28 protein-coding genes are annotated in these 26,080 nt (G+C 66.4%); 18 read left to right on the top strand and 10 right to left on the bottom strand.

The window, feature by feature from the left end; genetic code table 11:
* Positions 1-163: 163 nt before the first annotated feature.
* From NE857_RS08950 to NE857_RS08935, 4 genes are all read left to right on the top strand, one after another.
* Positions 164-733: a helix-turn-helix domain-containing protein gene (locus NE857_RS08950; RefSeq protein WP_254421920.1), complete on the top strand. Its 570-nt coding sequence runs from the start codon at positions 164-166 to the stop codon at positions 731-733.
* A 40-nt stretch (positions 734-773) separates the two neighbouring features.
* Positions 774-932 (top strand): helix-turn-helix domain-containing protein, encoded by a 159-nt coding sequence (locus NE857_RS08945; protein WP_184370932.1) that lies wholly within the window; start codon positions 774-776, stop codon positions 930-932.
* The gene (locus tag NE857_RS08940) at positions 932-2,137 is read left to right on the top strand and encodes a tyrosine-type recombinase/integrase (protein ID WP_254420550.1); all 1,206 of its coding nucleotides are present in this window, start codon (positions 932-934) and stop codon (positions 2,135-2,137) included. The genes NE857_RS08945 and NE857_RS08940 overlap by 1 nt, the downstream gene beginning before the upstream one ends.
* Positions 2,138-2,323: 186 nt before the next feature.
* Positions 2,324-2,686 (top strand): hypothetical protein, encoded by a 363-nt coding sequence (locus tag NE857_RS08935; protein ID WP_254420549.1) that lies wholly within the window; start codon positions 2,324-2,326, stop codon positions 2,684-2,686.
* Between the two features lie 105 nt (positions 2,687-2,791).
* On the opposite strand, the gene NE857_RS08930 is transcribed toward NE857_RS08935, so the two are convergent.
* The gene (locus NE857_RS08930) at positions 2,792-6,043 is read right to left on the bottom strand and encodes an efflux RND transporter permease subunit (protein WP_254420548.1); all 3,252 of its coding nucleotides are present in this window, start codon (positions 6,041-6,043) and stop codon (positions 2,792-2,794) included.
* Positions 6,044-6,678: 635 nt separating this feature from the next.
* Positions 6,679-7,032 (bottom strand): Cd(II)/Pb(II)-sensing metalloregulatory transcriptional regulator CmtR, encoded by a 354-nt coding sequence (gene cmtR / locus NE857_RS08925; RefSeq protein WP_254420547.1) that lies wholly within the window; start codon positions 7,030-7,032, stop codon positions 6,679-6,681.
* 111 nt (positions 7,033-7,143) lie between these two features.
* Here cmtR and NE857_RS08920 point away from each other — a divergent pair, with 111 nt between their 5' ends.
* The 5 genes from NE857_RS08920 to NE857_RS08900 all read left to right on the top strand — a co-directional run bounded on the left by NE857_RS08920 (position 7,144) and on the right by NE857_RS08900 (position 12,099).
* Complete coding sequence (locus NE857_RS08920) at positions 7,144-8,055, top strand: cation diffusion facilitator family transporter (protein ID WP_254420546.1); 912 nt, start codon at positions 7,144-7,146, stop codon at positions 8,053-8,055.
* A gap of 144 nt (positions 8,056-8,199) precedes the next feature.
* The gene (locus NE857_RS08915; RefSeq protein ID WP_425572149.1) at positions 8,200-9,624 is read left to right on the top strand and encodes a TrkH family potassium uptake protein; all 1,425 of its coding nucleotides are present in this window, start codon (positions 8,200-8,202) and stop codon (positions 9,622-9,624) included.
* A 28-nt stretch (positions 9,625-9,652) separates the two neighbouring features.
* Positions 9,653-10,324 (top strand): potassium channel family protein, encoded by a 672-nt coding sequence (locus tag NE857_RS08910; RefSeq protein WP_254420545.1) that lies wholly within the window; start codon positions 9,653-9,655, stop codon positions 10,322-10,324.
* A gap of 139 nt (positions 10,325-10,463) precedes the next feature.
* Complete coding sequence (locus tag NE857_RS08905) at positions 10,464-11,486, top strand: metal ABC transporter substrate-binding protein (protein ID WP_254420544.1); 1,023 nt, start codon at positions 10,464-10,466, stop codon at positions 11,484-11,486.
* A gap of 379 nt (positions 11,487-11,865) precedes the next feature.
* Entirely contained in the window at positions 11,866-12,099 is a 234-nt protein-coding gene (locus NE857_RS08900) for a DUF397 domain-containing protein (protein ID WP_017581987.1), read from the top strand.
* 299 nt (positions 12,100-12,398) lie between these two features.
* On the opposite strand, the gene NE857_RS08895 is transcribed toward NE857_RS08900, so the two are convergent.
* The gene (locus tag NE857_RS08895) at positions 12,399-13,238 is read right to left on the bottom strand and encodes a helix-turn-helix domain-containing protein (RefSeq protein ID WP_039831413.1); all 840 of its coding nucleotides are present in this window, start codon (positions 13,236-13,238) and stop codon (positions 12,399-12,401) included.
* A gap of 267 nt (positions 13,239-13,505) precedes the next feature.
* Complete coding sequence (locus NE857_RS08890; protein ID WP_254420543.1) at positions 13,506-14,003, bottom strand: ATP-binding protein; 498 nt, start codon at positions 14,001-14,003, stop codon at positions 13,506-13,508.
* Positions 14,004-14,372: 369 nt separating this feature from the next.
* Between NE857_RS08890 and fabG the strand changes: the two genes are divergently transcribed.
* Entirely contained in the window at positions 14,373-15,131 is a 759-nt protein-coding gene (fabG, locus tag NE857_RS08885) for a 3-oxoacyl-ACP reductase FabG (protein WP_254420542.1), read from the top strand.
* Between the two features lie 318 nt (positions 15,132-15,449).
* Here the strand turns inward: fabG and NE857_RS08880 are convergent, their stop codons facing one another.
* The 6 genes from NE857_RS08880 to NE857_RS08855 form a co-directional block, all read right to left on the bottom strand.
* Positions 15,450-16,448, bottom strand: a complete 999-nt coding sequence (locus tag NE857_RS08880) for a serine hydrolase (RefSeq protein WP_254420541.1) — start codon at positions 16,446-16,448, stop codon at positions 15,450-15,452.
* Between the two features lie 190 nt (positions 16,449-16,638).
* Entirely contained in the window at positions 16,639-17,319 is a 681-nt protein-coding gene (locus NE857_RS08875; RefSeq protein ID WP_254420540.1) for an energy-coupling factor transporter transmembrane component T family protein, read from the bottom strand.
* On the bottom strand, positions 17,316-18,050 hold the full coding sequence (locus NE857_RS08870) for an energy-coupling factor ABC transporter ATP-binding protein (RefSeq protein WP_254420539.1): 735 nt from the start codon (positions 18,048-18,050) through the stop codon (positions 17,316-17,318). Before NE857_RS08870 ends, NE857_RS08875 begins: the two co-directional genes overlap by 4 nt.
* A complete protein-coding gene (locus NE857_RS08865; protein ID WP_254420538.1) occupies positions 18,050-18,745 on the bottom strand; it encodes a biotin transporter BioY in 696 nt (231 codons plus the stop codon). The genes NE857_RS08870 and NE857_RS08865 overlap by 1 nt, the downstream gene beginning before the upstream one ends.
* Before the next feature lie 237 nt (positions 18,746-18,982).
* Positions 18,983-19,165 (bottom strand): DUF397 domain-containing protein, encoded by a 183-nt coding sequence (locus NE857_RS08860; protein WP_254420537.1) that lies wholly within the window; start codon positions 19,163-19,165, stop codon positions 18,983-18,985.
* Positions 19,119-19,982, bottom strand: a complete 864-nt coding sequence (locus NE857_RS08855) for a helix-turn-helix domain-containing protein (protein ID WP_254420536.1) — start codon at positions 19,980-19,982, stop codon at positions 19,119-19,121. Before NE857_RS08855 ends, NE857_RS08860 begins: the two co-directional genes overlap by 47 nt.
* Positions 19,983-20,194: 212 nt before the next feature.
* On the opposite strand from NE857_RS08855, the gene NE857_RS08850 reads away from it, so the two are divergent.
* The 8 genes from NE857_RS08850 (at position 20,195) to NE857_RS08815 (ending at position 25,867) form a co-directional block, all read left to right on the top strand.
* Positions 20,195-20,632, top strand: a complete 438-nt coding sequence (locus NE857_RS08850; protein WP_254420535.1) for an ATP-binding protein — start codon at positions 20,195-20,197, stop codon at positions 20,630-20,632.
* On the top strand, positions 20,632-20,895 hold the full coding sequence (locus NE857_RS08845) for a hypothetical protein (protein ID WP_254420534.1): 264 nt from the start codon (positions 20,632-20,634) through the stop codon (positions 20,893-20,895). The genes NE857_RS08850 and NE857_RS08845 overlap by 1 nt, the downstream gene beginning before the upstream one ends.
* Positions 20,883-21,266, top strand: a complete 384-nt coding sequence (locus tag NE857_RS08840) for a hypothetical protein (protein ID WP_254420533.1) — start codon at positions 20,883-20,885, stop codon at positions 21,264-21,266. Before NE857_RS08845 ends, NE857_RS08840 begins: the two co-directional genes overlap by 13 nt.
* A 111-nt stretch (positions 21,267-21,377) precedes the next feature.
* Positions 21,378-21,530 carry a hypothetical protein gene (locus NE857_RS08835; RefSeq protein ID WP_254420532.1) on the top strand — a complete coding sequence of 51 codons (153 nt, stop codon included), beginning with the start codon at positions 21,378-21,380 and terminating at the stop codon, positions 21,528-21,530.
* Positions 21,531-21,801: 271 nt separating this feature from the next.
* On the top strand, positions 21,802-22,260 hold the full coding sequence (locus tag NE857_RS08830; protein WP_254420531.1) for a hypothetical protein: 459 nt from the start codon (positions 21,802-21,804) through the stop codon (positions 22,258-22,260).
* 4 nt (positions 22,261-22,264) lie between these two features.
* Complete coding sequence (locus NE857_RS08825; protein ID WP_254420530.1) at positions 22,265-23,926, top strand: hypothetical protein; 1,662 nt, start codon at positions 22,265-22,267, stop codon at positions 23,924-23,926.
* Entirely contained in the window at positions 23,809-24,645 is an 837-nt protein-coding gene (locus NE857_RS08820) for an ABC transporter ATP-binding protein (RefSeq protein WP_344012788.1), read from the top strand. Before NE857_RS08825 ends, NE857_RS08820 begins: the two co-directional genes overlap by 118 nt.
* Positions 24,638-25,867, top strand: coding sequence for an ABC transporter permease (locus NE857_RS08815; protein WP_301184317.1), 1,230 nt, complete (start codon positions 24,638-24,640; stop codon positions 25,865-25,867). Before NE857_RS08820 ends, NE857_RS08815 begins: the two co-directional genes overlap by 8 nt.
* Positions 25,868-26,080 lie beyond the last annotated feature (213 nt).

Raw genomic sequence — 26,080 nt, 5'->3', positions numbered from 1 at the left:
TAGGCCCTGGTGCGGCGTTGCAGCGCTGTACCGGGGCCATCGGTTAGGCGTGGGGCGCTGTGGCGTCCCTTCTTTCTTGACTTCAGCTTCTATCAAGATGAGTCAAGATGCAACCATGATGATTGAGTAGTAACGAGAAGGAAGGAGGTACGCCGTGGCCACCATGTTGGGCTGGGACACTCTCAAGATGAGCGAGAACCCGAATCAAGGCCGCCGAGCGAACGAGCTCGGACCCACAGGGCAGCAGGTGGCTGCCAACCTCAAGCGCCTACGCGCCGCGCGAGGGCTCAGCACCACCAAGCTGGCCGAGCTACTCACCGAGGAGCATGACCGCCCGTTCACTGCGGGAGCCGTCACCAGAATCGAGCACGGAAAGCGCCGGGTCGATACCGACGACCTCATGGCTCTGGCCGCAGCGTTGCAGGTGTCCCCCAGCGCGTTCCTGCTCCCGCCGACTGCGGCGGGCGAGGTCGAGGTGACGGGCCTCGGTGAGGTCGCGGCACATGACGCCTGGCGGTGGGTTGACGGGCAGTGGCCCCCAGGGGCCTCCCGAGACCCGGAGACGCTGCGTCGTCAACTGCTGGACTTCCACCTCCACTCACGTCCGGCGGGCATCGCCCCCTACGTCGACGTGGAGCGTGCGGTCCGGCACCTCGCGGACTTCGGCGAGACTCCGTTCGAGAAGAACCAAGCCGCTCCCCCGCCTTTCGGGGAAGCTCCACATCCTGACTAGAAAGTGAGAGACCGTGTCGCTCGGAGGATCGAACCGCCTCATGACCCCTGAGGATGTTTCCGAGTACCTCGCCGTTCCGAAGAAGACGGTTTACGCCTGTTGGAAGTCGTGGGGGCTCAAGGGAATCCGCGTTGGCAAGCACCTGCGCTTCCGTGAGCGCTCGGTGGAGGACTACCTCACCCGGAACACGGTCGTCTGATGGCCTCGGTTTTCAAGCGCTGCCCCTGCGCCAAGGGCCTCAGCGACGAGAAGAAGAAGATCCGCGTCTGGAAGAAGTGTGATCACTCCGCCACGGTGCAGTGGCGCAACGGTGGCCGTGGCTCGAAGCTCCAGACCCTGACCTTCAAGAAGAAGGACTACGACGGGGACCATTGGGGTGCCGCCAACCGCTGGGCGGCGAAGGTCGAGGGTGCTCACGCGGTCCAAGAGGTGGTGAAGGCGCCCCGAAGAAAGGGGCGGAGCTTCCAGGAGGCAGCCGAGAAGTTTCTTGAGCAGCGGGTGGGGCCGGATAGCACCACGATCAGCTACCGGAGCAACCTGCGAACCCATATCTACGGGTTCGACCTGGGTGGGACTTCCTTCGGGTCGCTTCAGGAGACGGAGGTTACGCGGGAGCACGTCAAGTCGCTGGTCGCTGGGAAGATCGAGGAGGGGTATGCCGCGAACACGGTCGCCTCGATCTACATTGCCGTTGCCGCTGTCTTCAAGGACCTCAAGGCGAGCAAGATTGTCGAGAGCAGCCCTTGTGCTGGTGTCCAGCTCCCCGAGCACGTGGAGTCCCGGGTCTTCGTCTCCCCCACGCTGGAACAGGTGGACATTCTGGCGAGCCGGATCTTCGAGCCTTGGCAGATCGCTGTGTACCTCGGGTATGCGGGCGGACTCCGTATCGGTGAGTCCCTGGCGGTGCGCCGAGACCAGATCATCGAGACCGACGAAGGCGCCGTCCTGCGCATCAACCGACAGGTGAAGGACGTCAACACCCTGGTGCCCCTCAAGCGCCGTAAGGCTCACCAGTACAGGGACATCCCCGTGACGGACTACCTGCGGGAGAAACTGGCTGACCACATCGCCCGGTACAGTACGCCGGAGACTGGTCAGTTGTGCCCGGGTAAGCTCGGGCTCTATGCCAACCTAACGATGTTCTATCAGGACTTCCGTGACGGCGTGGGAGCAGCGGAGCTCCCGGATGAGTTCACGTTCCACTGGCTGCGGCACGCATTCGCTTCACGGGCTATTCAGGACGCCCAGTTGTCGCTCCCCCAGGTGGCCAAGATCTTGGGCCACCGGAACTCGGCAACTACAGAGCGTGTCTACTGGCACCTCCTACAGGGGTCCACCAGCAACGCCATCAAGGTGCTCAACCGGACGTTCACGAAGCAGGGTTACAAAGTGATGGCGGCGTGATGGCAAAATCTTCGAAAAAAGGTCTTGACCTGCGCTTTCTGCTCCTTATGGAGAGATAGCACAAATCGACATCCCGGTGACACAGAGGAAGGGCCCGGAATCCCCTGTTTCACAGCTCTTTCCGATCATCTCGCCCACCCCCGCGCCCGGGCGTGTCACTACTGCCGACCCGATGGGAAAGCGACGATGCGACCAATCCACAGGGGACGAACACCCCTCCTCATCGCGCCCGCGCTCGCGCTGACCGCGACGCTGCCGCTGATGTTCCTCACCGGCCAACCCGGCCCGGTGGCGCTCTGGGGCGGCCTGGCCACCCTCGTGGCCGCGGTCCCCCTCGCGGTACCGCCGCACTACCTGCGTCCGGCGGTGTGGATGTGCGCCGCCCTGGTGACGGTGTTGGTGGTCATCACCGGCGCCTCGATCGGGTTCTTCTACTCCCCCGTCGTGCTCGCCCTCCCCCTGGGCTTCTTCTTCACCCGTACTCCGGCTGTGCGGCCCGGCCCCCGCCGAGAGGAGCCGGCACAGAATCCGGTGCGGGACAGGCACTGACCTCCTCAGTGCCCCCTGAGTACCTCCTGAACCACCGGCACGGCGAAGGGCGCCCCGCGCGGAAACTTCCGGTGCGGGGCGCCCTCTCTCATGCGGTTGTGGGGCCTACTTGTTGGCGGGCTCCTCGGCGGGCTCCTCGGAGCCGGCGCCGTCCTTCTCCTCCGGGGCCTCTCCGGTCTCGCCCTCGGCGGTGCTGCCGTTGCTGGCGGCCTTGGCCTGAGCCTTGGCCCGGAGCTTGGCGCGGCGGCGCTCGTAGCGGGCGGCCGCCTTGGCCTCGCGCCTGTGGCGGCGCACCTCCACCAGCTGGTAGAGGACCGGGACCAGGATCAGGGTGAGCAGGGTCGAGGTGACCAGACCGCCGATCACCACGAGGGCGACGGGGGCGGAGATGAACGCTCCTCCGCCTGCCAGCCCTGTGGCCATCGGGATCAGTGCGGCGATGGTACCGGCGGCCGTCATCAGGATGGGGCGCAGGCGGTGCCTGGCTCCCTCCACGATGGCCTGGCTGAGTTCCATCCCCTTCTTCTGGTTCTGGTTGATCAGGTCCATCAGCACGATGGCGTTGGTGATCACGATGCCGATGAGCATCACCATGCCGATGAGGGCCGCGGCGCCGATCGGGGTGCCGGTCAGCATCAGCAGGCCCAGCGAACCGGTGGCGGCGAACGGGACCGAGATGAGCAGCATGAGCGGCTGCATCAGGCTCTTGAACGTCGCGACCATGATCAGGTAGCAGATGATGATCGCGGCGAGCAGCGCCAGACCCAGCTGGGCGAAGCCCTCGGTCTGGTCCTGGCTGACCCCGCCGAGGCTGGCGGTGGCACCCGAGGGCAGGTCCATGCCGTCCAGGGCCGTGGTGATCTCCATGCTGACCGCGCCGAGGTCGGAGGCGGTCGGGTTGGCCGACACCGTGGTGCTGGTGACGCCGTCGATGCGGGTGAGCTCCGGCGGTTGCTGGACCTCGGTGACCTCGGCGACCTCGCCGAGTTCGATCTCCTGCCCGGCGGGCGTGAAGATCGGCAGTTCCTCGAGCTCGGCCACGGTCTGCGGGGCGTCCTGGACCAGGACGACGACGTCGCGGCGGATGTCGTCGATGGTGGCGTTGCCGACGCTCTGGCCGTTGAAGGCCGCGGCGACCGTCTGACCGACCATCGCCTCGTTGAGACCGAACTCGGCGGCCTCCTCAGCGTCGACGTGGACCTCGAGCGCCGGCTGCGAAGCGGAGATGCCGCTGGTGACGTCGTCCGCGCCGTCGATCCCGCGCAGCTCGTCCTCGATCATCCCGGCCGCCTCGGCCAGGGTCGCCTGGTCCTCGGCGGTCACGCGGACCTCGATGCCGGCTCCGCCCATGCCGCCGGTGGAGTCCAGACGGGGCTCGTACTCGGTGTCGAGGTCGGCGAAGGTGTCGCGCAGGACGTCGCGGTTGCGGAGCTGGTCGGTGTCGGGATCGGCGGTGATCGTGTAGTCGATCTGGTCGCCGCCTCCACCCATCAGCGGGTTGCCGCCGATGTTGACCTGGTAGGTGTCGATCCAGGCCATCCCGGCCAGGGCTTCCTCGACCTTGACGGCCTCGGCGTCCGCGGCCTCCAGGGACATGCCCGGATCGAGCTCCTGGATGACCGTGTAGGTGTTCTCCTCGGCCTCGCCCAGCCAGTCCGTCTCGGAGTTGGCGGCCATCGCGAGGGTGCCGACGAAGATGAGCACCGACGCGGCCAGGGTGAGGACCGTGGCGGTCTTGCGCTTGGTGGTGATCCAGCGGATGACCGGCAGGTAGGCGCGCTGGAGCGGAGCGCGCATCTCCCGCTCACGGGCCTTGCGCTGGACCTCCTCGCGGGTGGCGTCGCCGACCTCGGCGGGCCGCAGGAACCAGTAGCACAGGACCGGGGTGATGGTCAGGGCGACGAGCAGCGAACCCCCGAGGGCGAGGCTGCTGGTCACGGCGAACGGCATGAAGATCTCACCGACCATGCCGCCGACGAAGGCCAGCGGCAGGAACACGGCGATGGTGGCCAGGGAGGAGGAGGCCACGGCGGTGGCGACCTCGCGGACACCGTCCTTGGCGGCGGTCATCCGTTCCTTGCCGTAGTCCATGTGTCTGCGGATGTTCTCCAGCACCACGATGGAGTCGTCCACCACCCGGCCGATCGCGATGGTGATCGCCGCGAGGGTGAGCAGGTTCAGGGTGAACCCGAAGGCCTGGATCCCGATGAAGGCCACCAGGACCGACACCGGGATGGACACCGCCACCACCAGGGTGGAGCGGATGGAGAGCATGAAGACCAGGATCACGATGACCGCCGCGGCCAGACCGTAGCCGCCGGCCTCGAACATGTCGGTGATCGAGTCGTTGATGAAGGGCGCCTGGTCGAAGACGACGGACAGGTTGATGTCGTCGCCGAGCAGGTCGGACCGCTCGTCGAGCACGCCCTGGACCCCCTCGGAGATCTCGACGGTATTGCCGTCGGGGGTCGCCATGACCATGAGCGCGACGCTGGGGTTTCCGTCCAGGCGAGCGATGGAGGAGGAGTCCTCGGTCACCATCTCGACGTCGGCGACCTCGGAGAGCTGGACCGGGGAGGGCGCAGGGGCGGGCGGGGCACCGGGCATGGCGGCCGACTGGTCGACGCCCTGCGAGGGCTGCACCCACACGTCCTCGATCTGATCGAGGGTGGTGAGCTGGTCACCGGTGGTGACGCTCAGGCTGCGGCCGTCCTCGTCGATGGTGCCGCCAGCCATGAGCAGGCCGCTGGACTCCAGCGCGTCGGAGACGTCCTCAGTGGTGACCCCGGCGTCGGCGAGCTCGTCCTCGTCCGGGGTGACCTCGACCCGCTGGTCGGGGACTCCGATCAGGTTGGCCGAGCGGACGCCCGGGACCGACTCCAGCTCGGGGATGAGGACGTTCTCGATCGAGGAGGCCATCGCCTGCTGATCGCCGTTCTCGGTGCTGGCGGCCAGCATCATCACCGGCATCATGTCCGTGCTCATGGCCATGACGGAGGTGCTGACGTCGTCGGGGAGCATCCCGGAGATCTGGTCGACGGCGACCTGGGTCTCGCGGACCAGGGCGTCCTGGTCGCGGCCGTAGTCGAACTCCGCCATGATCTGCGCCGAGCCGGTACTGGAGGTGGAGGAGATCGTGTTGATGCCCTCCACCCCCTGGAGGGCCTGCTCGAGGGGTTCGGTGACCTGTCCCTCGACCACCTGGGGGGTCGCGCCGTTGTACTGGCCGGAGACCATCACCATCGGGAGGGAGAACTCGGGGAAGAGCTCGCGCTTGGACGACACCGCGGCGAGCACGCCGAAGAGCAGGACGGCCAAGGTGATGAGGAGGACCAGCGCCCGGTTTGCGAGCGACATGACCGATAGCCGGTTCACGCGTTCGTCCCTTCCGCCTGGTGGGCGAAGGACCCGGGAAGGGGTCGCTCCGCGCCGAGGGCCGTCGAGGCCTGTCTGGACATGAGAGGTGCTCGCTCCTAGCTCGCCGTGTGTGGGACGGCCGGACCGGGATGTGCGGCGTTCGTCGTCGAGCGCGCACTCACTGGCTCGGTCTCGGTGCCGATCCGCGAGGTCGTGGTGTGGGGGGACGCAAGGTGTTCATCCGCGTGGTGCGGGGCCCTGTCGAAGGGCGCGCATCCGCCGGGCGCACCACTCACCATACGTCGCGTTATATCGGAAGCTGAGCCGACCCGGCCCGGTTCAGGGATCTCTCAGGGACATGTCAGCCTTCTGTCAGGGTTCCACCCGACCAAAGTTAGGGACGTTTTCCTGAAGTCGGAGATTCCCCCGGCTGAGGTGGGCCTTCACGCCCCCGAACCAGCCATGGCCTGTAACGGACATCACATGGCTGATTCCGGCCATCCGGAAAATGGGACCGGAGGCCGCGGAGCCCCGGGTTCCAGTGGTGGCTTCGGGCCGGCGCGGCGCGGTGACTCGGGCAGTCGGGGCCTGTTCCCCTGGTTGCCTGCCGAGGATTACTTCCTGACTCCCAGGGATCACTTCCGGGGCTCGGCGGGCTGGGCTTCGGAGGAGTGGGACCCCAAGGGCTCGTGGGGCTGCGTGGCGCCCCAGACAACACCGAGCAGGTCCTCCAGGGCATGGGCGAGGGAGGCGTCGACGAGTTCGTAGCTGACCTGGCGGCCACGGGCCTGGGTACGGACCAGGCCGCAGTCGCGCAGGCAGGCGAGGTGGTTGGAGACGTTCTGCCTGGTGAGTTCGAGGCGGTCGGCGAGCCCGGCCGGGTAGTCCGGACCCTCCAGCAGGGCGAGCAGGAGACGGCACCGGGTGGGGTCGGACAGGGCGCGGCCCAGGCGCTGGATCGCGGAGAGACGCTGCTCTGAGGTCAACATGAAAATCATTGTACATCGTTTGCTGTATAGACAGCCATCGCTGTATAAACAGTAAAGGCTGAACTATTGCTCACGGTGCCGTCGCCGCACCCAGAACCGAGGAGGGAACCCATGGGCGCGGGACACGACCACGGCCCGATCACCGCCGGGGCCGCCAACAGCAGGAAGCTGGCGCTGGTGCTGGGCATGATGCTCGTCGTCGCTGCCGTTCAGGTCACCGGAGCCGCCTTCAGCGGCAGCCTGGCCCTGCTCGCCGACGCCGGGCACACCGTGACCGACTCCTTCGGGGTCGCCCTGGCGCTGGCCGCGGTGTGGATCGCCGCCCGGCCCGCCACCAGCAAACGCACCTTCGGATTCCAAAGAGCCGAGATCCTCGCCGCCGCGGTCAACGCGATCGTGCTCTTCGCGCTGTGCGCCTTCATCGTGGTGGAGGCCGTCGACCGGCTCCGTGAACCCGCCGCGGTCTCCGGGCTCGGGATGGTGGTCGTCGCGGCCTTCGGCCTGGTGATGAACATCGTGGCGCTGCTCATCCTGCGCTCAGGCGCCAAGGAGAGCCTCAACGTCAAGGGCGCCTACCTGGAGGTGATGAGCGACGCGCTGGCCTCTGTCGGTGTCATCACGGGCGGTCTGATCGTGTGGCTCACCGGCTGGCAGCAGGCGGACACCCTGGTCTCACTGGGTATCGCCGCGATCATCGTGCCCCGCGCGTGGTCGCTGCTGAAGGAGGCCGTGCACATCCTGTTGGAGGCCACCCCCAAGGGGATGGACCTGAACCAGGTCCGCGAACACCTCATGGGCCACCCGGCGGTGATCGACGTGCACGACCTGCACGCCTGGACCATCACGTCCGGGGTCCCGGTGATGTCCGCGCACGTGGTGGTCGCCGAGGAGGACCTGCGCGACAGCGGGAGGATGCTCGACGAACTGCACGAGTGCCTGACCGGGCACTTCGACGTGGAGCACTCCACTCTCCAGCTGGAGCCGCCGGGCCACGCCGACCACGAAGGGGCCCGACACCCCTGAGTCCGGGCGCGGCCGAGCGTCAGCTCGGCGGTCCCTCTCATCTGGCAGAATTGCGCGGGTTGTGTGAAACCCCAGCTAGTGACGACAGGTGAGGACGGGATCATGTGGTGGAAATCCACCGCGCCCAGGCAGTCGAGGACTCGGGTGTTGGTGGCAGTACTCGAACGGGTGAGATCCCTCTGGATCAACGCCCGGGTCCCCCTCGGCAGGCGCAAGGACCTGCCTCCCCTGCAGAAGCACCGCACCACGTGGGGCAAGCCAGCCCGAGCCTTCCTGCTGATGTTCGTGCTGGTCGACCTCCTGGGTGCTGGACTCCTCATGACGCCTGCCGCGACGAGCGGTGAGGAGCAGCTGACCTTCGTCGAGGCGACCTTCACCTCGACCACCTCACTCGCCGTGTGCGGGCTCACGGTGATCTCCATCGGCCACGACCTGTCGCTCTTCGGCCAGCTCGTGGTGCTCGCGCTCATCCAGGTGGGCGGGATCGGCATCATGACGCTGGCCTCGCTCCTGGGCGCCGCCCTCATCCACCGCTTCAGCCTGCGCATGCAGCTCAACGTGCAGGCGGAGAACCGGGCCCAGGCGGTCGGGGACGTCCGCAGCCTCGTGGGCCGAGTCGTCATCGTCTGCCTCACGATCGAGGCCGTGGTGTTCCTGATCATCACGCCGCGGATGTGGCTGGGCCACGGTTTGGAGCTGGGCGACGCCCTCTACTCCGGGCTCTTCCACTCCGTCTCCGCGTTCAACAACGCGGGTCTGTCCCTGTACGACGACAGCCTCAGCCAGTTCTCAGGCGACGGGATCATCCTGTTCACGGTGGCGATGGCCGTGATCCTCGGCGGGATCGGTTTTCCCGTTCTGCTGGAGATGCGCCACCACTGGCGGACCCCGCAGCAATGGGGGCTGCACACCAAGATCACCGTCATCACCAGCGGCCTGCTCTTCGGTGTGACCGCGTTCCTGATCATCCTCATGGAGTGGAACAACCCGAGGACCCTCGGTGAACTGCACTGGTGGGCCAAGGTCTCCGACGGCTTCTTCCACGGGGTCATGCCGCGCAGCGGCGGCTTCAACGTCACCGAGACCGGCGCGATGTACGACTCCACGCTGTTCCTGACGATCATGATGATGTTCGTGGGCAACGGCAGCGCGGGAACCGCGGGCGGGATCAAGGTCGCGACGCTCGCCGTGCTCTTCCTCGTGGTGTGGTCCGAGGCCAGAGCCCACACCCGAGTGCACGTGTTCGGCCGCAGGCTCGCCCCGGACGTGATCCGCCAGTCGCTGAGCCTGACCTTCCTGTCGATGACCGTGGTGGCTTTCACCACGGTCTTCTTCCTGCACACCACCCCGTTCACCTTCATGCAGACGCTCTTCGAGGTGGTGTCCGCCGTGGGCGTGGTCGGCCTCTCCACCGGAATCACCCCCGACCTGGAGCCCTGGGCCCAACTGACGCTCTCGTTCCTCATGATCGCGGGGCGCATCGGCCCGGTCACCTTCGCGACAGCGCTGGCCTTCCGTGAGCGCAAACGCCGTTACGACCTGCCCGAAGCCCGCCCGATGATCGGCTGAGGCCGCCCTACACAAGAGGTAGTACCAAGTGCCGCAAGACAACAAGCTCTCAGACAAACGCATCCTGGTCATCGGGCTCGGCCGGTTCGGCAGCTCGCTGGCCCTGGAGCTGGTCAACCACGGCTGGGAGGTCCTGGGGGTGGACTCCAGCCCCCGTGTCGTCCAGATCTTCGGGGAATCGCTGACCCACACCGTGATCGCCGACTCCACCGACGACGAGGCCCTGCGACAGATCGGCGCGGCCCAGTTCAGCAGGGCCGTGGTCGCCATCGGGACCCATCTGGAGGAGAGCATCCTCACCACCTCGCAGCTGGTCGACCTGGGGGTCAAGGACATCTGGGCCAAGGCCACCAGCAGGCGGCACGGCCGGATCCTCGAACAGGTCGGCGCCCACCACGTCGTCCTTCCCGAACACGACATGGGAGAGCGGGTGGCCCACCTGGTGTCCGGGCGCATGCTCGACTACGTGGAGCTGGAGGAGGGGTTCTCGCTGATCAAGACCAAGGCCCCCCAGACCCTGATCGGACGCTCCCTCAGGGAGACGAAGGTCAGGCAGCGCTTCGGGATCACCGTGGTGTCGGTGAAACGGGTGGGGGCGTCCTTCACCTACGCGACGGAGGAGACCGTGCTGCACAAGGGAGACGTGATCGTGGTGGCCGGTCGCACGAAGGACGTGGAGCGGTTCGCCGAGAGCAGCTGACCGAGCCGGGGCGCGAGCGGGCAGGGCGGTGCCGGACAGGCACCGGGTTCGGACCTCTCGCCCCTTCCGGGCAGGTCAGGGCAGCACGGGCAAAGCAGATAAATTGACAACCGTTTTCATTGTCCCGATGATGGGGGTCATGAGAACTCCCATCGTGCGAGCTGCCGCCCTCGGGGCAGCCACACTCATGATCGCCGCCGGCTGCGGAACCGACGAAGAAGCGGCCGATGACGCCGCGACCCCGCCCGCCGAGGCGGCCCTGACCCTCGTCACCGGCGTCTACCCCCTGGAGTGGCTGGCCCAGGAGATCGGCGGGGACAGCGTCGCCGTCGTCCAGCTCACCGAGCCGGGCGCCGAGCCGCACGACCTGGAGCTGACCGGCCGACAGATCGCCGAGGTCAGCGAGGCCGACATCGCCTTCTACATCGAAGGCCTCCAGCCCGCCGTGGACGAGGCCGTCGACCAGGAGGCCGCCGAGACCGCGCTCAACGTCGCCGACATCGTCGAGCTCCGCCCCGCTGCGGATGCGCACGGGCACGATGAGGACGACGACCACGGCCATGACCACGACCACGATCACGGCCATGAGGACGAGGACGACGAGCACGCCGAGGAGGACGGGCACGACCACGACCACGGCGACTACGACCCGCACTTCTGGCTGGACGTCGAGCTCATGACGGAGACCGCCGAGGCCCTGGCCGAGCGGATGGGCGAGGTCAACCCGGACGGCGCCGACCAGTACCAGGAGGGCGCCGAGCGCGTCGCCGCCGAGCTCGCCACCATCGGCGAGGCCTACGAGAGCGGCCTGGCCTCCTGCGAGCACCGCGAGGTGGTCGTGGGGCACACCGCCTTCACCTACCTCACCGAACAGTACGGCCTGGAGCAGATCGGGGTCAGCGGGGTGGACCCCGACACCGAGCCCTCCCCCGCGCAGATCGCGGCGATCACCGACATCGTCAACGAGCGCGACATCAGCACGATCTTCACCGAACCCCTGATGCCCGCCGCCACCGCGGACACCATCGCCGCCGAGACCGGCGCCCAGGTGGAGGTACTCGACCCGCTGGAGGGCGTGACCGACCAGTCGCCCGGTGACGACTACCCGTCGATCATGCTCGGCAACCTCGACGCGCTGTCCACGGCGCTCGCCTGCGAATAACACCAGACCTCCAGGACGCTCCAGGCCCCCGGCCTCCCGGAAAAGACATTCGGAGAGTGCTTTCGGGACCAGTGTCACCTTCGGCCCCAGGCCCCGCCGGAACCCCCGGCGGGGTCTTTCGCTACCACAGGGAATTCGGCACGGAGTACTTTTCGGGAGAACGGTTCTGAGATCGTCATATCGCCTCTGACCTGCAAGGACAGGAGGTTGGATCGACGGTCGGGCCGCCCTCCGATTACATGCCGCTTACATCCTTCGAAACTCCCGGACAAGTGGCCATGGTCACGCTATGCTCGTGAGAGTGACAGTGCTGATGCACGTGCATCTGTCAGTGCATCGGCACGCACATCCCCTCAGAGAACTCAAGGAGCTAGCAGAAATGACCGCACACAACGGCATCCGCGCGACCGAACTGACCGAGGCCGCCTGGCAGAAGGCCAAGCGCAGCAACTCTCAGGGCGCCTGCGTCGAGATGGCCCGCCTGAACGACGGTTCGATCGCGGTACGCAATTCGCGCTTCCCGACCGGCCCGGCCCTGGTCTACACCCAGGAGGAGATCGACTGCCTCATCCTGGGCGCCAAGGACGGCGACTTCGACAACCTGCTGGGCTAGTGTCCGACGGACACGCCCTGGGGCGTGTTCCGCGCCCCGTATCGCGGAACACCCACCGGCCACCCCCGAGACCCGGTTGACGCGCCCTGGGGCGGTGCGTCGTCCGCGGCCTGGTAAGCCACACTCTTGCTCTCTCCCAGGCCGCAGGGGGTTTCCCAACAGGAGGGGCTCCGTCCGCAGCTGACGGGGCCCTTCACTCTGCGTACACCCCGAGACGAAAACAGCGCCGGTCAGGGTTCACGGCGCCGCTTCTGGGGTGTCTGGGCGGGTCTGTGCTCAGGCTCTTCCCGCGTTCCCGCTCAGCCCTCTTCGAGGTCCTTGAGCATGTCCTTGAGCATGGAGAGGGTTTCGTCGGGAGTGGCCGCCGAGACGCTGAGCCTGGTCATGGCCTTGCTGTAGATCTCGACCTCGGTCGGCTTGTCCATGACCTCACCGTCGGTGAGCCGCTCGATCCAGACGATGTCGGTGAGTGTGTGGTCGTCGTAGCGCAGGACGGTGAAGGAACCGGCCTCCGCGGCGTGCGCGCCCACCTCGAAGGGGACGATCTGCAACGTGACGTTCTTGTAGTTCTCGCACAGGTGGATCAGGTGGCGCAGCTGGCCAGGCATGATCTCCGGGCCGCGTTCCCGGCCTCCGATGGGCCGGCGCACGGCCGCCTCGTCGAGGATGACCCAGATGCGCTTACTGACGTCCTCGAGGTGCTTCTGTCTGGTGAGTCTGGCCTGGAGGCGCTGCTCGACCACCGGGTCCGGCTCGGATCCGCCCGAGATGATCTCACGGGCGTACCCCTCGGTCTGCAGCAGACCGGGGATGAACTGGGACTCGTAGATGCGGATCTGGTCGGCGGCCTCCTCGAAGCCCACGTAGCGGATGAACCACTTGGGCAGGAAGTCGCCGTACTCCTTCCACCATCCGGGCCGGTTGGATTCCGACACCGCTTCCCGGAATTCCGCCAGGACCTTGGGGTCCGTGACGTTGTACAACTCCAGGAGGTCCTCGATATCACGGGGCTTGAAACCGACCCGGCCGAGTTCCATCCGGCTGATCTTGGACGCGGAAGCGCGAATCCTCTCCCCTGCGGCCTCACGTGTGATGCCGCCGCGCTCCCGAAACATCCTCAGCTTCGCCCCGAGGAGCACACGGCGCACGGTGGGGCCACGCCCCTGCCGCAATTGAGCGATATCCACCTTCGCCGCCTCTCTGTACATTCTCCGAACAAGGGTATCGGGTCGCCCGGCCCCATTGCCGCGCGTTCAGGACACTACACGTACACGGTATAGCCAGCGCCTCGTTCCACCCACGGATCGATACCGCTCATCCCTCCGGCGCCCAGGACCGCCGGGCAGGATGCCCCACCGGGGCCCTTCGTCCGGACGGCGCCCGAGAACGGGCTCCCTGTCATCGACTCACACGAATTGCGCCCAAACGAACTTTCCGCCGGACGGCGTGGGAATCACTCCCCACTCTCGCGCGAAAGCGCTCACCAGGGCAAGCCCTCGGCCGCCCTCCATGGTCGGATCGGCTTCCCTTCTCCGGGGCAAGCGATCTCCGCCATCACGAACGGCACAGATGAATTCACTACCGCTCCGCATCAGGGAGAGCTGAATACCGGGCTCATCCTGCCTTGTCAAGACCAGAGGTCCGCCGTGCCGCACCGCATTGGTGACCAATTCGGAAACAACCACCGCGACATCACCGGACAAGTACTCCATCTCCCATTCGAGGAGTAGAGCCGCGGAAATCTCGCGGGCGGCGGACACCGCCCTGGGACGGGGTTCGAAGGTCCACGTGACGGCGTCGTGCCGGTCACCGCAGACCGGTGTGTTCCAGCGGCGCGAGCTGTGGGTCAAGACCCTGAGCCACCAGGCACCGGCAGGCTTCGCCACCGCCTCCGCACACTCCATGCCCTTCACTCCTCACTGAGGCCGCGCACTCCGGTCCACCGTCGAACGGGTCTCACGGCGTCGAACGGTGTCGCGCGGTGCCGAACAACCTCGAACGGCGGAAAGCTCGTGCTGGTGCACGGCCCGAATGCACGTGCATCTCGGTCTAGACGGCAATCGTAAGCCACTGTTCGACAAAGTGCAGGCAAACGGGGACACGAACCCGAAAGGTTTGCCGGGCCGCAGGTGAGAGGTATCGCCGAGCTGCCGCGAAAGCGTTACCCGAACGTTTCGAAAGTGCTCAGCAAGCACCCCCCGGGCACGTACCGACCGGTAGGCATGCGGATAGGATTCCCTTGCGCCCACCACGTGAATTATGGAGGTAACACCATGTCCCCAACGCCTCGTGTGGCGATCGTGACCGGCGCGGCCCGCGGTATCGGTGCCGGGGTCGCCGAGCGTCTGGCCCGTGAGGGCCGCTCGGTGGCCGTGCTGGACCTGAAGGAGTCCGACGCCCAGGAGGTCGTGGACCGCATCACGGCCGACGGCGGCAAGGCCGTCGCGGTGGGCTGTGACGTCTCCGACGCCGACCAGGTGACCGCTGCCGTCGACACCGTGGCCGAGCGGCTCGGCCCGCCCGCCATCCTCGTGAACAACGCGGGGGTACTGCGCGACAACCTCCTGTTCAAGATGTCCGCCGACGACTGGGACACCGTCATGAACGTCCACCTGCGTGGTTCGTTCCTGATGGCCAAGGCCGCCCAGGCCCACATGACCGAGGCCAAGTGGGGCCGGATCGTGAACCTGTCCAGCTCCTCGGCGCTGGGCAACCGCGGCCAGGCCAACTACTCGGCCGCCAAGGCGGGTCTGCAGGGCTTCACCAAGACCCTCGCGATCGAGCTGGGCAAGTTCGGCATCACCTGCAACGCGGTCGCACCCGGGTTCATCGAGACCGCGATGACTCGCGCCACCGCCGAGCGGATCGGCGTCAAGTACGAGGACATGAAGGCCTTCAAGACCTCGGAGATTCCGGTCCAAAGGGTCGGCCAACCGGAGGACATCGCCAACGCCGTCGCTTTCTTCAGCGGTGAGGACGCCGGGTTCGTTTCCGGGCAGGTCCTGTATGTCGCGGGTGGTCCGCTGGACTAACGGCCCCCGGGCTTGGCTGCCCGCCCTCGGCGGAACAGCGAGCGGCGCCCCGTCGGAGAACTCCGACGGGGCGCCGCTGTGTAAGAGGCCGCGAACGGGGTGGCCGGTTCCGGCCACCCCGTCGGCTACCGGTGGTCTGCCCTGTGCTTCCAAAACCCTCATATCCCCGATGATCTTGCTACCAGAAGCAAGTTCGGCGCCGAACTTGCTTCTGGTAGCAAGATCATCTTCGGAGTTGCGTGCGGGCCGGGGGAAGAAGGCTGTGGACCCGGTCCCTGGCACCCGGCACCCGGTGAGCCGCCGCACCCCATCAACGATCTAGCGGGCGGTGACGGTGGTCTCGGGGGAGCCGGGGTTCTCAGAGGTGTCGGGGGCCTCGATGGCCGCGGTGACCTCGGTGACCAGCAGCTCCAGGAGGGCGACGCCCGAGGTGTAGTCGGGGTTGCCGTCGGACAGGACCGCCACGAGGTACTCGTGGTCGGGTCCGCTGACGTACCCGACGCTGTTGACGTTCCACAGGCCGCCGTTGGAGGTCCTCGGGGTCCAGCCGTTCTTGAGCCCGACGGTGTCCCCGGCCGCGGCCGCCGCGGACACGCCCCAGGCCTGTTCGGGCGCCACGCCCTCCATGAGTCCGCGGACGTGGGCGCGGTCCTGCGGGGAGAACGGGCCTTCGTCGGTGTACAGGGCGCGCAGCAGGCGGACCTGGTCGGCGGGGGTGGTCATGGTGGACCCCCAGCTGCCGCCCGGGTGGGGTTCGGTACCAGTGAACCCGAGGTTGCCCGCGTGGCGGACGAAGCCGTCGGTGAAGCCCAACCGGGAGTAGAGCTCGTCGGTGACGGAGTTGTCGCTGTACCGGATCATCTGTTCGGCCTGGGCACGCTCGGTGGCGGTGAGTTCGCGGCCCTCCTCCGCGGCCTGCATGTGGAGCATGGTGAGGAGGGTCAGCTTGGCCACGCTCGCGGTGGGGAACCGGTGGTGCGGGTTGTAGCTGAAGGTCGTCCCGGTGCGCAGGTCCTGGACCGCGATCCCGAAGTGCGCTCCGTGTTCGGCGTCGATGGCCGCGATCCGCTCGGTGAGGGCGGCCCGCTCGTCCGGGGGCAGTGCGCTTCCGCCCTCCGCCGGGGCGGTGACCGGGGCGAAGGGTGGAAGCGTCAGGTGGGACCGGGCGGACAGCTGGTTGAGGAGCGCCGTGTCGGGGGTCAGGGTGGCGTCGTTCGCGGAGAGCGCCCCGGGCAGGGCCAGGGCCATGATGAGGGCGACGAGGGTGGCCGTCGTGACGGACCAGACCCGTCGGTCGGCGGAGGGACGCCGGTTCACACGATCACCGGTTCGCTTTGCACCTTGGGGGATGTTCTGTGCCGGTTATTATCCCCAGATACTCCGCGGAAATCACTGGCCCGATACTGAATCGGTATCGCTCTTCCCGGATGGGCTTACAGCTGTTTTTCAGGGGAATGCCAGCGCAAACGGAACGTTCGTGGGGCCGGTTCGGCCCGTGGGTGCTGGCTCAGTCCCGGCAGGTGCGGGGGTCCGCGGGGGTAGGGAGGTCCTCATGGGTCCGGATGTCCTCGCGAGTGGAGGTGTCCTCGTCGATCCCCCGGGCCACGAGCGCCTCGCCGGTGGCGTCGGCCATCCGGAGCAGCTGGACGATCACCGGTACCACGAGCAGGTGCGGGCGGCCGGAGAGGCCCCGGGCGCGGTAGCCCTCGCGGGCGGCCTGCCAGGCGGTGGCGACCATCGGGATGGAGCGGATGGTCAGGGCGAGGACCAGGGCGACCCGGTCGGGGTTGACCCCCACCCGGCGCAGCGGCCGGGCGAGGCGTTCGAAGAGGTCGAGCATCTCGCGCACACGCGTGGTGAGGGTGACGGCGTTGGCGAGCAGAACGAGTGCGGCGAGCTGGGCACAGAGCCGGACGCCTTCCTCCCAGGCGCCCGCGAACAGGGTCTGGAACACCCCGATGGCCAGGAGGAACGGCCACAGGACGCGCAGCACCCCGAGGGCCCGACGCGGGTGCAGGCCCACGGCCGGGTACAGGACCAGGCTCACGGCGAGGGCGCCCAGGGCCGCCCAGAGGTTAGCGGCGATCAGCAGTGCGGCACCAATGACCAGCAGCGCGAGGAGTTTGGGTGCGGCGGCGATCCGGTGCAGCGGCCCGGTACCGGGGACGTACAGCCCGATCACGCTCACGGGGCCGCTCCGGGTTCGGGGTCGTGGACGGCGTCGGCCCCCGGTTCCAGGGGCTGGCTGTCCATGAGCTCGGTGTAGAAGGACACCGCGTCGGCGGGGGCGCCGTCGAAGGCCACCCGGCCGTCGTTCATGACCAGGACCCGGTCGAAGCCGGTGAGCAGGTCGAGGTCGTGGGTGAAGAGGAGGACCTGCTGGTCGAGCCCGTCCAGGGTGCGGTGGACCATGCGGGTGTTGCGCAGGTCGAGCAGGGTGGTGGGTTCGTCGCAGACCAGGACCTCGGGCTCGGTGACCAGGACCGAGGCCAGCGCGAGCAGCTGTTTCTGGCCGCCGGAGAGCAGGTGTCCGGGGTGGTCGCGGTGGTCGGCGAGGCCGTATCGTTCCAGGGCCGCGTCGACCCGGCGGGCGGTCTCGGCCCGGCCCAGGCGCAGGGAGCGCAGTCCGATCTCCACGTCCTCGACGACCGTCGGCATGATGATCTGGTTAGCGGCGTCGGAGAAGACGAAACCGACGCGGCGCCGGATGTGTTTGGCGTGTCGCCGGGTGTCCCACTCCCCCAGCGACACACGGCCCCGGTCCGGTAGGACGAGTCCGTTGAGGGTGCGGGCGAGCGTGGACTTGCCCGATCCGTTGGCCCCGATCACGCCGATGCGGTGTTCGGCTAGGTCGAGGCTGATGTCGCGCAGGACGGCGCGGCTTTCGTAGGAGTGGGAGACCCCCTCGAGGCGGAGCATCAGGCCTTCTTCTCCCGCGAGGAGTCGGTGTCCTCGGTGGTGTCGTCGGCGGCGGTGTCGGCGTCGCGGGCTTCTGCGGCGTCGGCGCTCTCGTCGGCGACAGGGCGGCCCGCGGGCGGGATCGGGTAGGCGCGGAAGACGGCGCTGGCGATGGCGGCGGTGACCACGGCCTTGACGATATCGCCGGGGAGGAAGACCGCCATGGACAGGAGCGAGGCGAGGACGGCGTCACCGAGCACCACAGCCATCCAGGGGACGCCGATGGCGTAGATGACGATGATGCCGCCGAGGGCGTTGATGACCAGGCCCTGCCAGAAGCTGTACCTGCCCTTGCGGACCATGAGGTCGGTGAGCAGGCCGATGACCAGGGCGGCGAAGATCCAGCTGACGATGAACCCGGCGGAGGGCCCGGCCAGGACCGCGAGGCCGCCCCGGCCGCCTGCGAAGAGGGGCAGCCCGGCCAGGCCGAGGGCGAGGAAGGTGGCCACGGCGAGGCTGCCGCGCTTCCAGCCCAGGAGGCTGGGGGCGAGCATGATGCCCAGGGTCTGGAGGGTGATGGGCACCGGGGAGAACGGGATGGGGATGGCGACGGTGACGCTGAGCGCGGCGATGAGCGCGGCGAACACGGCGACGAGTGCGAGGTCGCGCGAGGTCAGGCCCCGATAGCGGACGTGGGCCGTCACTGTGGTGGGCATGCGTGGTTCCCCTCGGGGAGGTGTAGAGAGCGGATCACCGTCCATTGTCCGATATGAGGGATGCCTGATCAGGAGGCGGGGCGCACAGAAGAGGAGCGCCGGAGTTGTAGGGGTTTGCCTGAGAGCCAGGTCACAGGGGCGGCGAAGACGCGGAGGTCCGCCGCCCTACTCGTGTCGCGAGTGCCTGAAGCGGCTTCAGGGCTTCGTGGCTTGACCTCTTCGGTCGGGCGCGAAGAGTCAGCGTCGAAGCGCAGTGAGGAGCGCTCTCCAGTCAGCGGCGGGGAAGGAGAGCTGACCGAGCGACCGGTTCTGCGTGTCACGGACGTAGACACGGGTCTCGGTGTCCGCGACCTCGACGCAGTCACCGCCCTGGTTACCGCTGTAGCTCGACTTGCGCCAGTGAGAAGGGGTCGATTCCACGGCTGTGTGCCTCCTTGTAGCGGGAGATGAAGTCGACGGACTGATTGGGGGAGAGCGCCAACGCCTGCAAAGCTCCAAAGCGCTGTGCGCATTGTTCCACTTGGCAGGCGTCAGAGATGACCTGACCGCTACCAGGGATCTCAGCGTAGGCCAGTTTTTCACCATCGCTCATATCCAGAACCTTGAAGGAGCCGTCCATCGCAGCGTGTGCACCCGAGGCGAAGGGCAGAACTTGGAGGCGGATGTAGGACCTACTTCCAAGCTCGACCAGCTGAGCCAACTGGTCAATCATGATCCGGGTGGAACCAACCAGGCGCCGCAGAACTCCCTCGCTCATCAGCACGCACAGAAGAGGCAGGGGATCCCGGTCGAGCAGCTTTTTACGGGACATCCGAGCGGAAAGCAGGGAGCTGACCGTCTTGGGGTCCGCAGGCGGCCAACTGGCTTCCAGGACAGTACGCGCGTATTCCTCCGTCTGGAACAGGCCAGGAATTGCGTCGGACTGAAAGTCCGATATGGCGTTGGCCTCAGCTTCCAGCTCCGTGTACTGCCGGAACCAGTACGGGACACTCTCATGGGAGCCTGGCCAGAGCCTCGTCAGGGCACCGTGGGCAGAGAGTTCCTTGTCAGCTCGCTCTGCGAAATTCTTGCGGGGCGCACGCTCTGCCCGTTCGATGGCGCCGATCATCTGGTGCGAGATCAGCGTTCTCTTCGCCAGCTCCCGCTGGGACAGGTCCGCTTCCTTCCGGAAACTCTGAAGGGTCTGACCGAATTGCACCAATGCCGCCTTTTCCGCGGCTTCACGCGCAGTACTCATGACTACATGTGACCACAAGTGACTACGGCATACTGCCGATTCCTGCAAAAAGCTGCATCTGATGGCCGTTCTCGCCTGGCGGACTTCAAGTATGTGAGTGTGGCCAATGAAGTTGCCGACATGAATTCCGGCATATGAAACGGCCCTGACCTGGTGCGAGAACACCTGATCAGGGCCTTGGCCCACTACCTGACGAAACCAGGTGAGGACCCATGACCAACCGTATCGTTTCCGCGTGCCCGCAGGGCAGGCGGCCGGAGCCGCTGCGCCGTTCGACCTTCCGCTTCCCCGCTCGGTCCGAGTGCGTCCGGGACGCCCGTGGCTGGCTCGACCGGAGGATGACCGTGGCCGGGGTTCCCGGCGACGCCTCCGCCACCGCCCTTCTCCTCCTCTCCGAGCTGGCCACCAACTGCGTGGTGCACCAGCGGGCCGGATCCATCGTGGCCCGGGCGCACCTGTGCGTCGGCGCTCTCCGGGTGGAGGTCCGTGACAACAGCGGCCGTATGCCGGAACTCCGCGCTCTCTCCCCTGACCTCGACGCGGAGAGCGGGCGCGGCCTGTTGCTGGTCGACGCTCTGGCCGCGCGGTGGGGCCGGTTCGAGTCGAACCGCGGACCGGGGTTGTTCTTCGCCCTGATCTGGGCGCGGTGATGACGTTGACCGGGTACCACCTGCGGCCGAGCTCGGAGATCCTGAAGCTGCACGCCGAGTTCCCCGACTTCCTCATCTGTGAACTCCACGGAGTGGACTCCGAAATCACCAGCTACGTGGCGACCAGCACCCGGACCGGGTCCGGTGGTCAGCCGGAGCTGATCGTGACCGCCAGTGCCGGAGAGCTCAGGAAGGCCATGTCGGTACTGGGGATCCAGCCCGGGGGCGGGCAGGGCGCGGAGCCGCGGGGATGTCGGCGATGATGACCCTGGAGACGGCGTTCAGCTCGACCGAGCAGGAACTCAACCGACTGCGCGCCACCTTCCGCGGACGCGGGTGGACCTTCTGGCACGGCGGCGCAACGGGGCAGTACTGGGCGGCCCACACCGGCCGGATGTTGTTGCTCTCGGGGGACGACTCCGCCGAGCTGATCGGGGAAATGCGCAAGGTGACCGGTGAGACCGCACCTCGTTTGCACCGGGTGCCGGTGGTACGGGTTCCGGCACCTCGAAAGCCCTCCCCCAGGAGCGCGGGTGGCCTGGGGAACGGCGGTCGTGCCCGCCACCGGGCACCGAGGAGGCCGGGCAGGCTTGAGTGGTTGACCCCCTGGCCCCGGTTGCGTAGCTCCGGGTAACCGAACGGATCTCGTGGCGGCGGGTGGGAACCCATCGGAGCGAATCTCGTTGGACGGCGGGCGGGGCTCGCCGTCCCCTTCCGATGGGAACCCTCTCCAAAGGCGAACATCATGAACAAGCGCTCTCGCGCGCTGTTCATCGTGGTCCTGGCCGCCGCCCCGGACAGACAGCTGTCATCGGCCAGGTGCTCCAGGCGGGCGCCCTGCTCGCGCAGGGCGAAGGGCGAGGAGGGCGCCGGAGGTCAGGCAGTCGTTACCGAGTAGCCCTTCCTCGGTTTCGGGGGCCAGGCCCCCGTGCTCCGTGCTCCGGGCTCAAAGGTGTGGCGTCGTGGCAGGCACGGCGTTCGCCAGTTCCCAGGTCAGAGCATTATTCAAGCATCAACAGGGGACAAATTGGACGCGATGAACATAAGGATGGTAGCGTCGCCGCGACCCCACAAAAGCCTTACCAATGGAGAGCTTTATCCCCCTCCGCGGAGTCACATTTACCATCGTCTCAGCGCTAGTGCTCGCCCTGTGGCAGCCTTCGGCATCCTTGGCCGAAACGAAGGAAGCCATCCCCGATTCGGAGATCATCTCTGACGGAAACGGAGATATCGAGCCGCTCGCCAACGACAGCAAGGCGACCAACTTCGGCAACGGCGCCAGGCTCGTGGCGAATGTCTACATCGCAAGCTACGGAGCCAAGAGCCGCCCGTACCGAACCTCGGCCATTATCGAGAACGGACCGGCCCCTCGCTCCGGAACTGACTGGGTTCGTAATACGACCACATTCTCCTCCTGGGGGATTTCCTCAAGCCTGGATGCCTTCGGCCAAAGCGGAAGCGAAGTAAGCACCAGCTGGACGAACAACAACGGTGCCCGCGGGTCTTACCTGTCCGGTAACGTCATCGCGAACGCGTTCACCTTCCAGGTAACCGGCACCACGACGGGGTTCGGCTACTACTACGGCATGACTCGTAGCGCGACGGCTTCCACTTCAACGCTGACCTGATTTCATGCTGAGCAAACCCGCACTGCCGGAGCACCTCACACAGAGGGGCTCCGGCTCATCGCGCAGAAGCTTTCCCTTTCTTTCCCTGGTCAGCACGGTTGCCTGTTGTTTCCTGATTACCTCGTGCCATCTTTTCACCGGGGGATCTGATCACCCCGAACATCGCGACGACCTGCTGTCCGACCTGTCCTCGCTACGCACCGAAGACGGCCTCTACGCACATCCCGCACCGGACCAGGGGGCCGAGAGCTGGAGTTCCACCTTTCACGGCAGCAAGGTCATGGGAATCTCCGATGGCTCATCAATCGACTTTCAGCTCGGCACCGAAAGCGATGATATCCATCTACTCCCTGAAACCGTCGCCGAACACGGGCTCCACGGATACTGGTGGTATTCCCAAACACCTGGGACTCCCCTTCCTTCCCAGGATTACATCAACGACTTCCAGTCCTTGTTTCCGCCCTCGCCCACCGGCACAACCGAAGTTGACATCGCCAACCTCGCCATGGCCATGGAAACCGCCGACACTTGGAACATCAGCCTTTCACATGAGCAAAGCGAGGAACTTGTACGGTTCACCAACAAGACAGTAGAGCTAACAAACAAACCCTTCCTACTGTGTCGATCAGCGCGATCACTGGAACTCCTCGGTGAGGATCCAAAACTGATCACGCAGACCTGGGAAACGGATTTCACTCCGACTGGTGTGGCCGACCCCCACGAATTGATGGATGTCTATGGCTCGCTCTGCCTCAACGACTACCAGGGGAATCTGACCGAGAGCGAACAGAACGACGCGCTTGCAGCTCTGGAGCCGCTGTTGGAAAACCCGGATCAACTTCAGGATTTCGACGCCTACTATCTAGCTGCTTCCTGGGAACTCGCTGACGGCGACACCTCACTACTGGAGCCTCTCTCGGAGGCGGTGGAGGAACGGATCTCCCCGGAGACCGGCATGGTGCGCGAAATGACCACCGTACTGGGAACGCTTCAGGCAACACACATGGTGGGATGGCTCGCGTTCTCGGTCAACGCCGAGGACGAGGTCTACGATTCGGATACGGTCGCCGCGACTCGGCAACTGGTCCTTGAAGCACGTCAGCGCGGAGAGAATTTCGAAGAACTGTACGGCGGGCTGATTCTCCGACAGGCAGGTGAGCCCGACGCGGACCTTGAGGCTTCCGCGATCGATTGGGCGCTCGATCACCTGGGTTCGCTCACGTTGGGGCAGGACAACGTTCATGCCGTGCTCGAACTCGTGCTCCTCGTGGAACAGCTGGACTCCTCCGCGCAGATACCGGACCTTCCGGTCGCACTGTTCGAGGTACAGGACCGCGAGGACCGCCTGCGCGCCTGGCAGCTGTTGTCGTTGCGTCACCACACCGACGACGAGAACGAGCTGCTGGAACATTTCGCGGACCTGGTCGAGTCCACTCCGGAGATCCTGGAAGAGGAACAGGACGGCTTGAGCATGGTCGAGGTCGAGGCGGCCGTACCTGTCGCGAGTATCGAGACGGGCATCAATGACATCCTGTCGCTCCTCTCATCGTGGGGGGAGCAACAGCGCGGCTGCGAGGAGTTCGTCGAGCTCTACCGAGCTTGGGACAACGCCTCCGAGTGCGACCTCGGATCGACCGTGCGTGCCACCAGGGCGGGCCTCCGGTGACCTCGGTCCATCTCCACGACACACCCTTCCACCCAGGTTCTCCCAACGTCCTGGAGATCGTTCGTGTACGCAAGGGCTATTCCGAGACCCCGGTCATCCTTGAAGCCACCCTGTGCTCACCTGGTTCGGAGACAATCGCCCTCCAGGGCCCATCCGGCTCCGGGAAAAGCACCCTCCTCAATGTCATCGGCCTCTTGACCCGCCCCGATTCCGGAACGGTGACCATCAGGGGAACCCCTGCACGAGAGCTGAACGAGGCGGCTCGCGCCCGTGTCCGCCAGCAGGAGGTCGGCTTCGTCTTTCAGGACAGTCACCTTCTGCCGGCGCTGACGACCCTGGAGAACGTCATGCTCGCCTCGACAGCTCCGCCGTCTGACACCGAACGGAGAGCACAGGAGCTGCTCGACGTTGTGGGGCTCCCCCAGCGCGCGAACTCCCCCGTACGGCACCTGTCGGGCGGTGAGGCCAAACGTGCGGCCGTCGCGCGCGCCCTGATCAACACACCGAGCCTGATCCTGGCGGATGAGCCCACGGCCGGACTCGACTTGGATTCGTCCCTGGCCGTTCTGGACCTGCTCACCGACCAGTGCTCCAGGGGAGCCGCCGTTCTGATCGCCTCCCATGACCCCGTCGTATCCACAAGGTCCACACGAGTGGTGGAACTGACCGACGGGCACCTGACCTCTGAGGCAGTCGGCCGGGGAGACAGCGATGAATGACCGGCACATCATCCGGCGCAACCTTTGCGCCCTGCTGCGTGTCAGCCGGGCTCCGCTGGTCTTCACCGCTCTTGGGGTGGCCTTCGCCCTGGTGTGCGTGACAGCAACGGTGACTCTGCTCGCCTACGCCCAGAAGAACATCAGCGGAGCCTCAGCCAACCGAAGCGTCGAGATCGACTCGGTCCAGTCGGGAGAAGGTGTCACCCTGGATGATCGGACTCTGAGCGAGATCGCCGACCTCCCCGACGTCGAGGCTGTCCGTCCCTGGCTCCAGGAAGGTTTCCTCCTCGTCGACCAGGACTACCCGGCCGGAGTCCTGTGGGCGACCCCCCGTACAGGGTACGGACAGCCGCCCGTCACCGACCACCTCGGGGAGGAGCCGATGGCGCCGGACGACCTGGGCGACAACGAGGTGATCCTGCCTGACCAGGCTTCGGGAGTGGACCTCTCCGCCCTACTCGGAGACACAGTCGAGGTGGAGTACACCATCGCCACCGGCCCGGAGACCGGCGAACCGGGATACACGGAGTTCAGGGTCGTGGGACTGTACGATTCCGGCTTCGGCGCGTCAGACGGTCCCGGATCGGCCTACGTCTCCCTGTCGACCGTGCGTGAGCTGGTCGCGGCCAGACAGATGGTCGCTCCAGAGGATTTCGGAGCCCGCGTTGCCTACCCCAAGGCAGTCGTCGAGGTTTCCGAGGAGGAGGCCGTCCTCGATGTCCAGCGGGTTCTGGCCGAACAGGGATTCGCAGTCAGCAGTATGCAGTCCCTGACAAGCGAGGTCCCCGGTAGCGTCAGGCTTGTGCAGGCGTTGACCTGGGTCCTGATCGCTGCCGTCACCGTCTATTGTGCGGGAACAGGTGCGTCCTTCGGTGCTGACGTGGTTCGCAACAGACGCAAGGAGATCGGCCTCTTGAAGGCCGTGGGATTCTCAAGACGCAGGGTCAGCCGACTTCTCCGCGCCGAACTGGTCTCGTTCGGAGCACTGACCGGCGTTGCGGGCGCTGTTCTCGGAGCCCTGCTGTCCGGGGTGGTCTTCGCCGTGGCTCGGCTCGCTGTGTTCCCTGAGCTCGCTCCACCGCCAGCAGCACCCTTGCTAGCCGCATCGACCGCTCTGATCGCCTTGCCCGCGGTTTCCCTGTATATGGGTAGTCTGCGCCAGCTACGTGTCGCGACTTCGCTCCCCGCTGATGACGCGCTCCGTGATCTACGTGCCACATGAGCGAACAGCACTGAGGCGGTAGGCGATCCGGGAAGCCCCTCCGAAAGCCCAGAAGTAGCGACTGGAGAAGTACGGTCCGAGGACCACCGACAGGGCCTCGCTGAGCTCGGGCAGCGGGGCCTGATGGTGGTCAAGGCCGTGTACACGCAGCCGCGGTGTTCGGGCGTTTCTGACCAGGTGAGAGAAGTGGTCTCACCTGATCAGCATGTCTGA

The sequence above is a fragment of the Nocardiopsis exhalans genome (genome assembly GCF_024134545.1).
GTDB lineage: Bacteria > Actinomycetota > Actinomycetes > Streptosporangiales > Streptosporangiaceae > Nocardiopsis > Nocardiopsis exhalans.
The sequence above is the reverse complement of the archived record's forward strand: the minus strand, read 5'-3'. Positions and strand labels throughout refer to the sequence as shown.

Coding starts and splice junctions, on each gene's coding strand:
- cmtR (WP_254420547.1), bottom strand. CDS start 7,032: ATGTTGACCTCAGAGCAGCGTCTCTCCGCGATCCAGCGCCTGGGCCGC.
- NE857_RS08850 (WP_254420535.1), top strand. CDS start 20,195: ATGACCAACCGTATCGTTTCCGCGTGCCCGCAGGGCAGGCGGCCGGAG.
- NE857_RS08865 (WP_254420538.1), bottom strand. CDS start 18,745: ATGCCCACCACAGTGACGGCCCACGTCCGCTATCGGGGCCTGACCTCG.
- NE857_RS08950 (WP_254421920.1), top strand. CDS start 164: ATGTTGGGCTGGGACACTCTCAAGATGAGCGAGAACCCGAATCAAGGC.
- NE857_RS08940 (WP_254420550.1), top strand. CDS start 932: ATGGCCTCGGTTTTCAAGCGCTGCCCCTGCGCCAAGGGCCTCAGCGAC.
- NE857_RS08845 (WP_254420534.1), top strand. CDS start 20,632: ATGACGTTGACCGGGTACCACCTGCGGCCGAGCTCGGAGATCCTGAAG.
- NE857_RS08855 (WP_254420536.1), bottom strand. CDS start 19,982: ATGAGTACTGCGCGTGAAGCCGCGGAAAAGGCGGCATTGGTGCAATTC.
- NE857_RS08825 (WP_254420530.1), top strand. CDS start 22,265: ATGCTGAGCAAACCCGCACTGCCGGAGCACCTCACACAGAGGGGCTCC.
- NE857_RS08835 (WP_254420532.1), top strand. CDS start 21,378: ATGAACAAGCGCTCTCGCGCGCTGTTCATCGTGGTCCTGGCCGCCGCC.
- NE857_RS08945 (WP_184370932.1), top strand. CDS start 774: ATGACCCCTGAGGATGTTTCCGAGTACCTCGCCGTTCCGAAGAAGACG.
- NE857_RS08935 (WP_254420549.1), top strand. CDS start 2,324: ATGCGACCAATCCACAGGGGACGAACACCCCTCCTCATCGCGCCCGCG.
- NE857_RS08900 (WP_017581987.1), top strand. CDS start 11,866: ATGACCGCACACAACGGCATCCGCGCGACCGAACTGACCGAGGCCGCC.
- NE857_RS08930 (WP_254420548.1), bottom strand. CDS start 6,043: ATGTCGCTCGCAAACCGGGCGCTGGTCCTCCTCATCACCTTGGCCGTC.
- NE857_RS08905 (WP_254420544.1), top strand. CDS start 10,464: ATGAGAACTCCCATCGTGCGAGCTGCCGCCCTCGGGGCAGCCACACTC.
- NE857_RS08870 (WP_254420539.1), bottom strand. CDS start 18,050: ATGCTCCGCCTCGAGGGGGTCTCCCACTCCTACGAAAGCCGCGCCGTC.
- NE857_RS08920 (WP_254420546.1), top strand. CDS start 7,144: ATGGGCGCGGGACACGACCACGGCCCGATCACCGCCGGGGCCGCCAAC.
- fabG (WP_254420542.1), top strand. CDS start 14,373: ATGTCCCCAACGCCTCGTGTGGCGATCGTGACCGGCGCGGCCCGCGGT.
- NE857_RS08890 (WP_254420543.1), bottom strand. CDS start 14,003: ATGGAGTGTGCGGAGGCGGTGGCGAAGCCTGCCGGTGCCTGGTGGCTC.
- NE857_RS08815 (WP_301184317.1), top strand. CDS start 24,638: ATGAATGACCGGCACATCATCCGGCGCAACCTTTGCGCCCTGCTGCGT.
- NE857_RS08840 (WP_254420533.1), top strand. CDS start 20,883: ATGTCGGCGATGATGACCCTGGAGACGGCGTTCAGCTCGACCGAGCAG.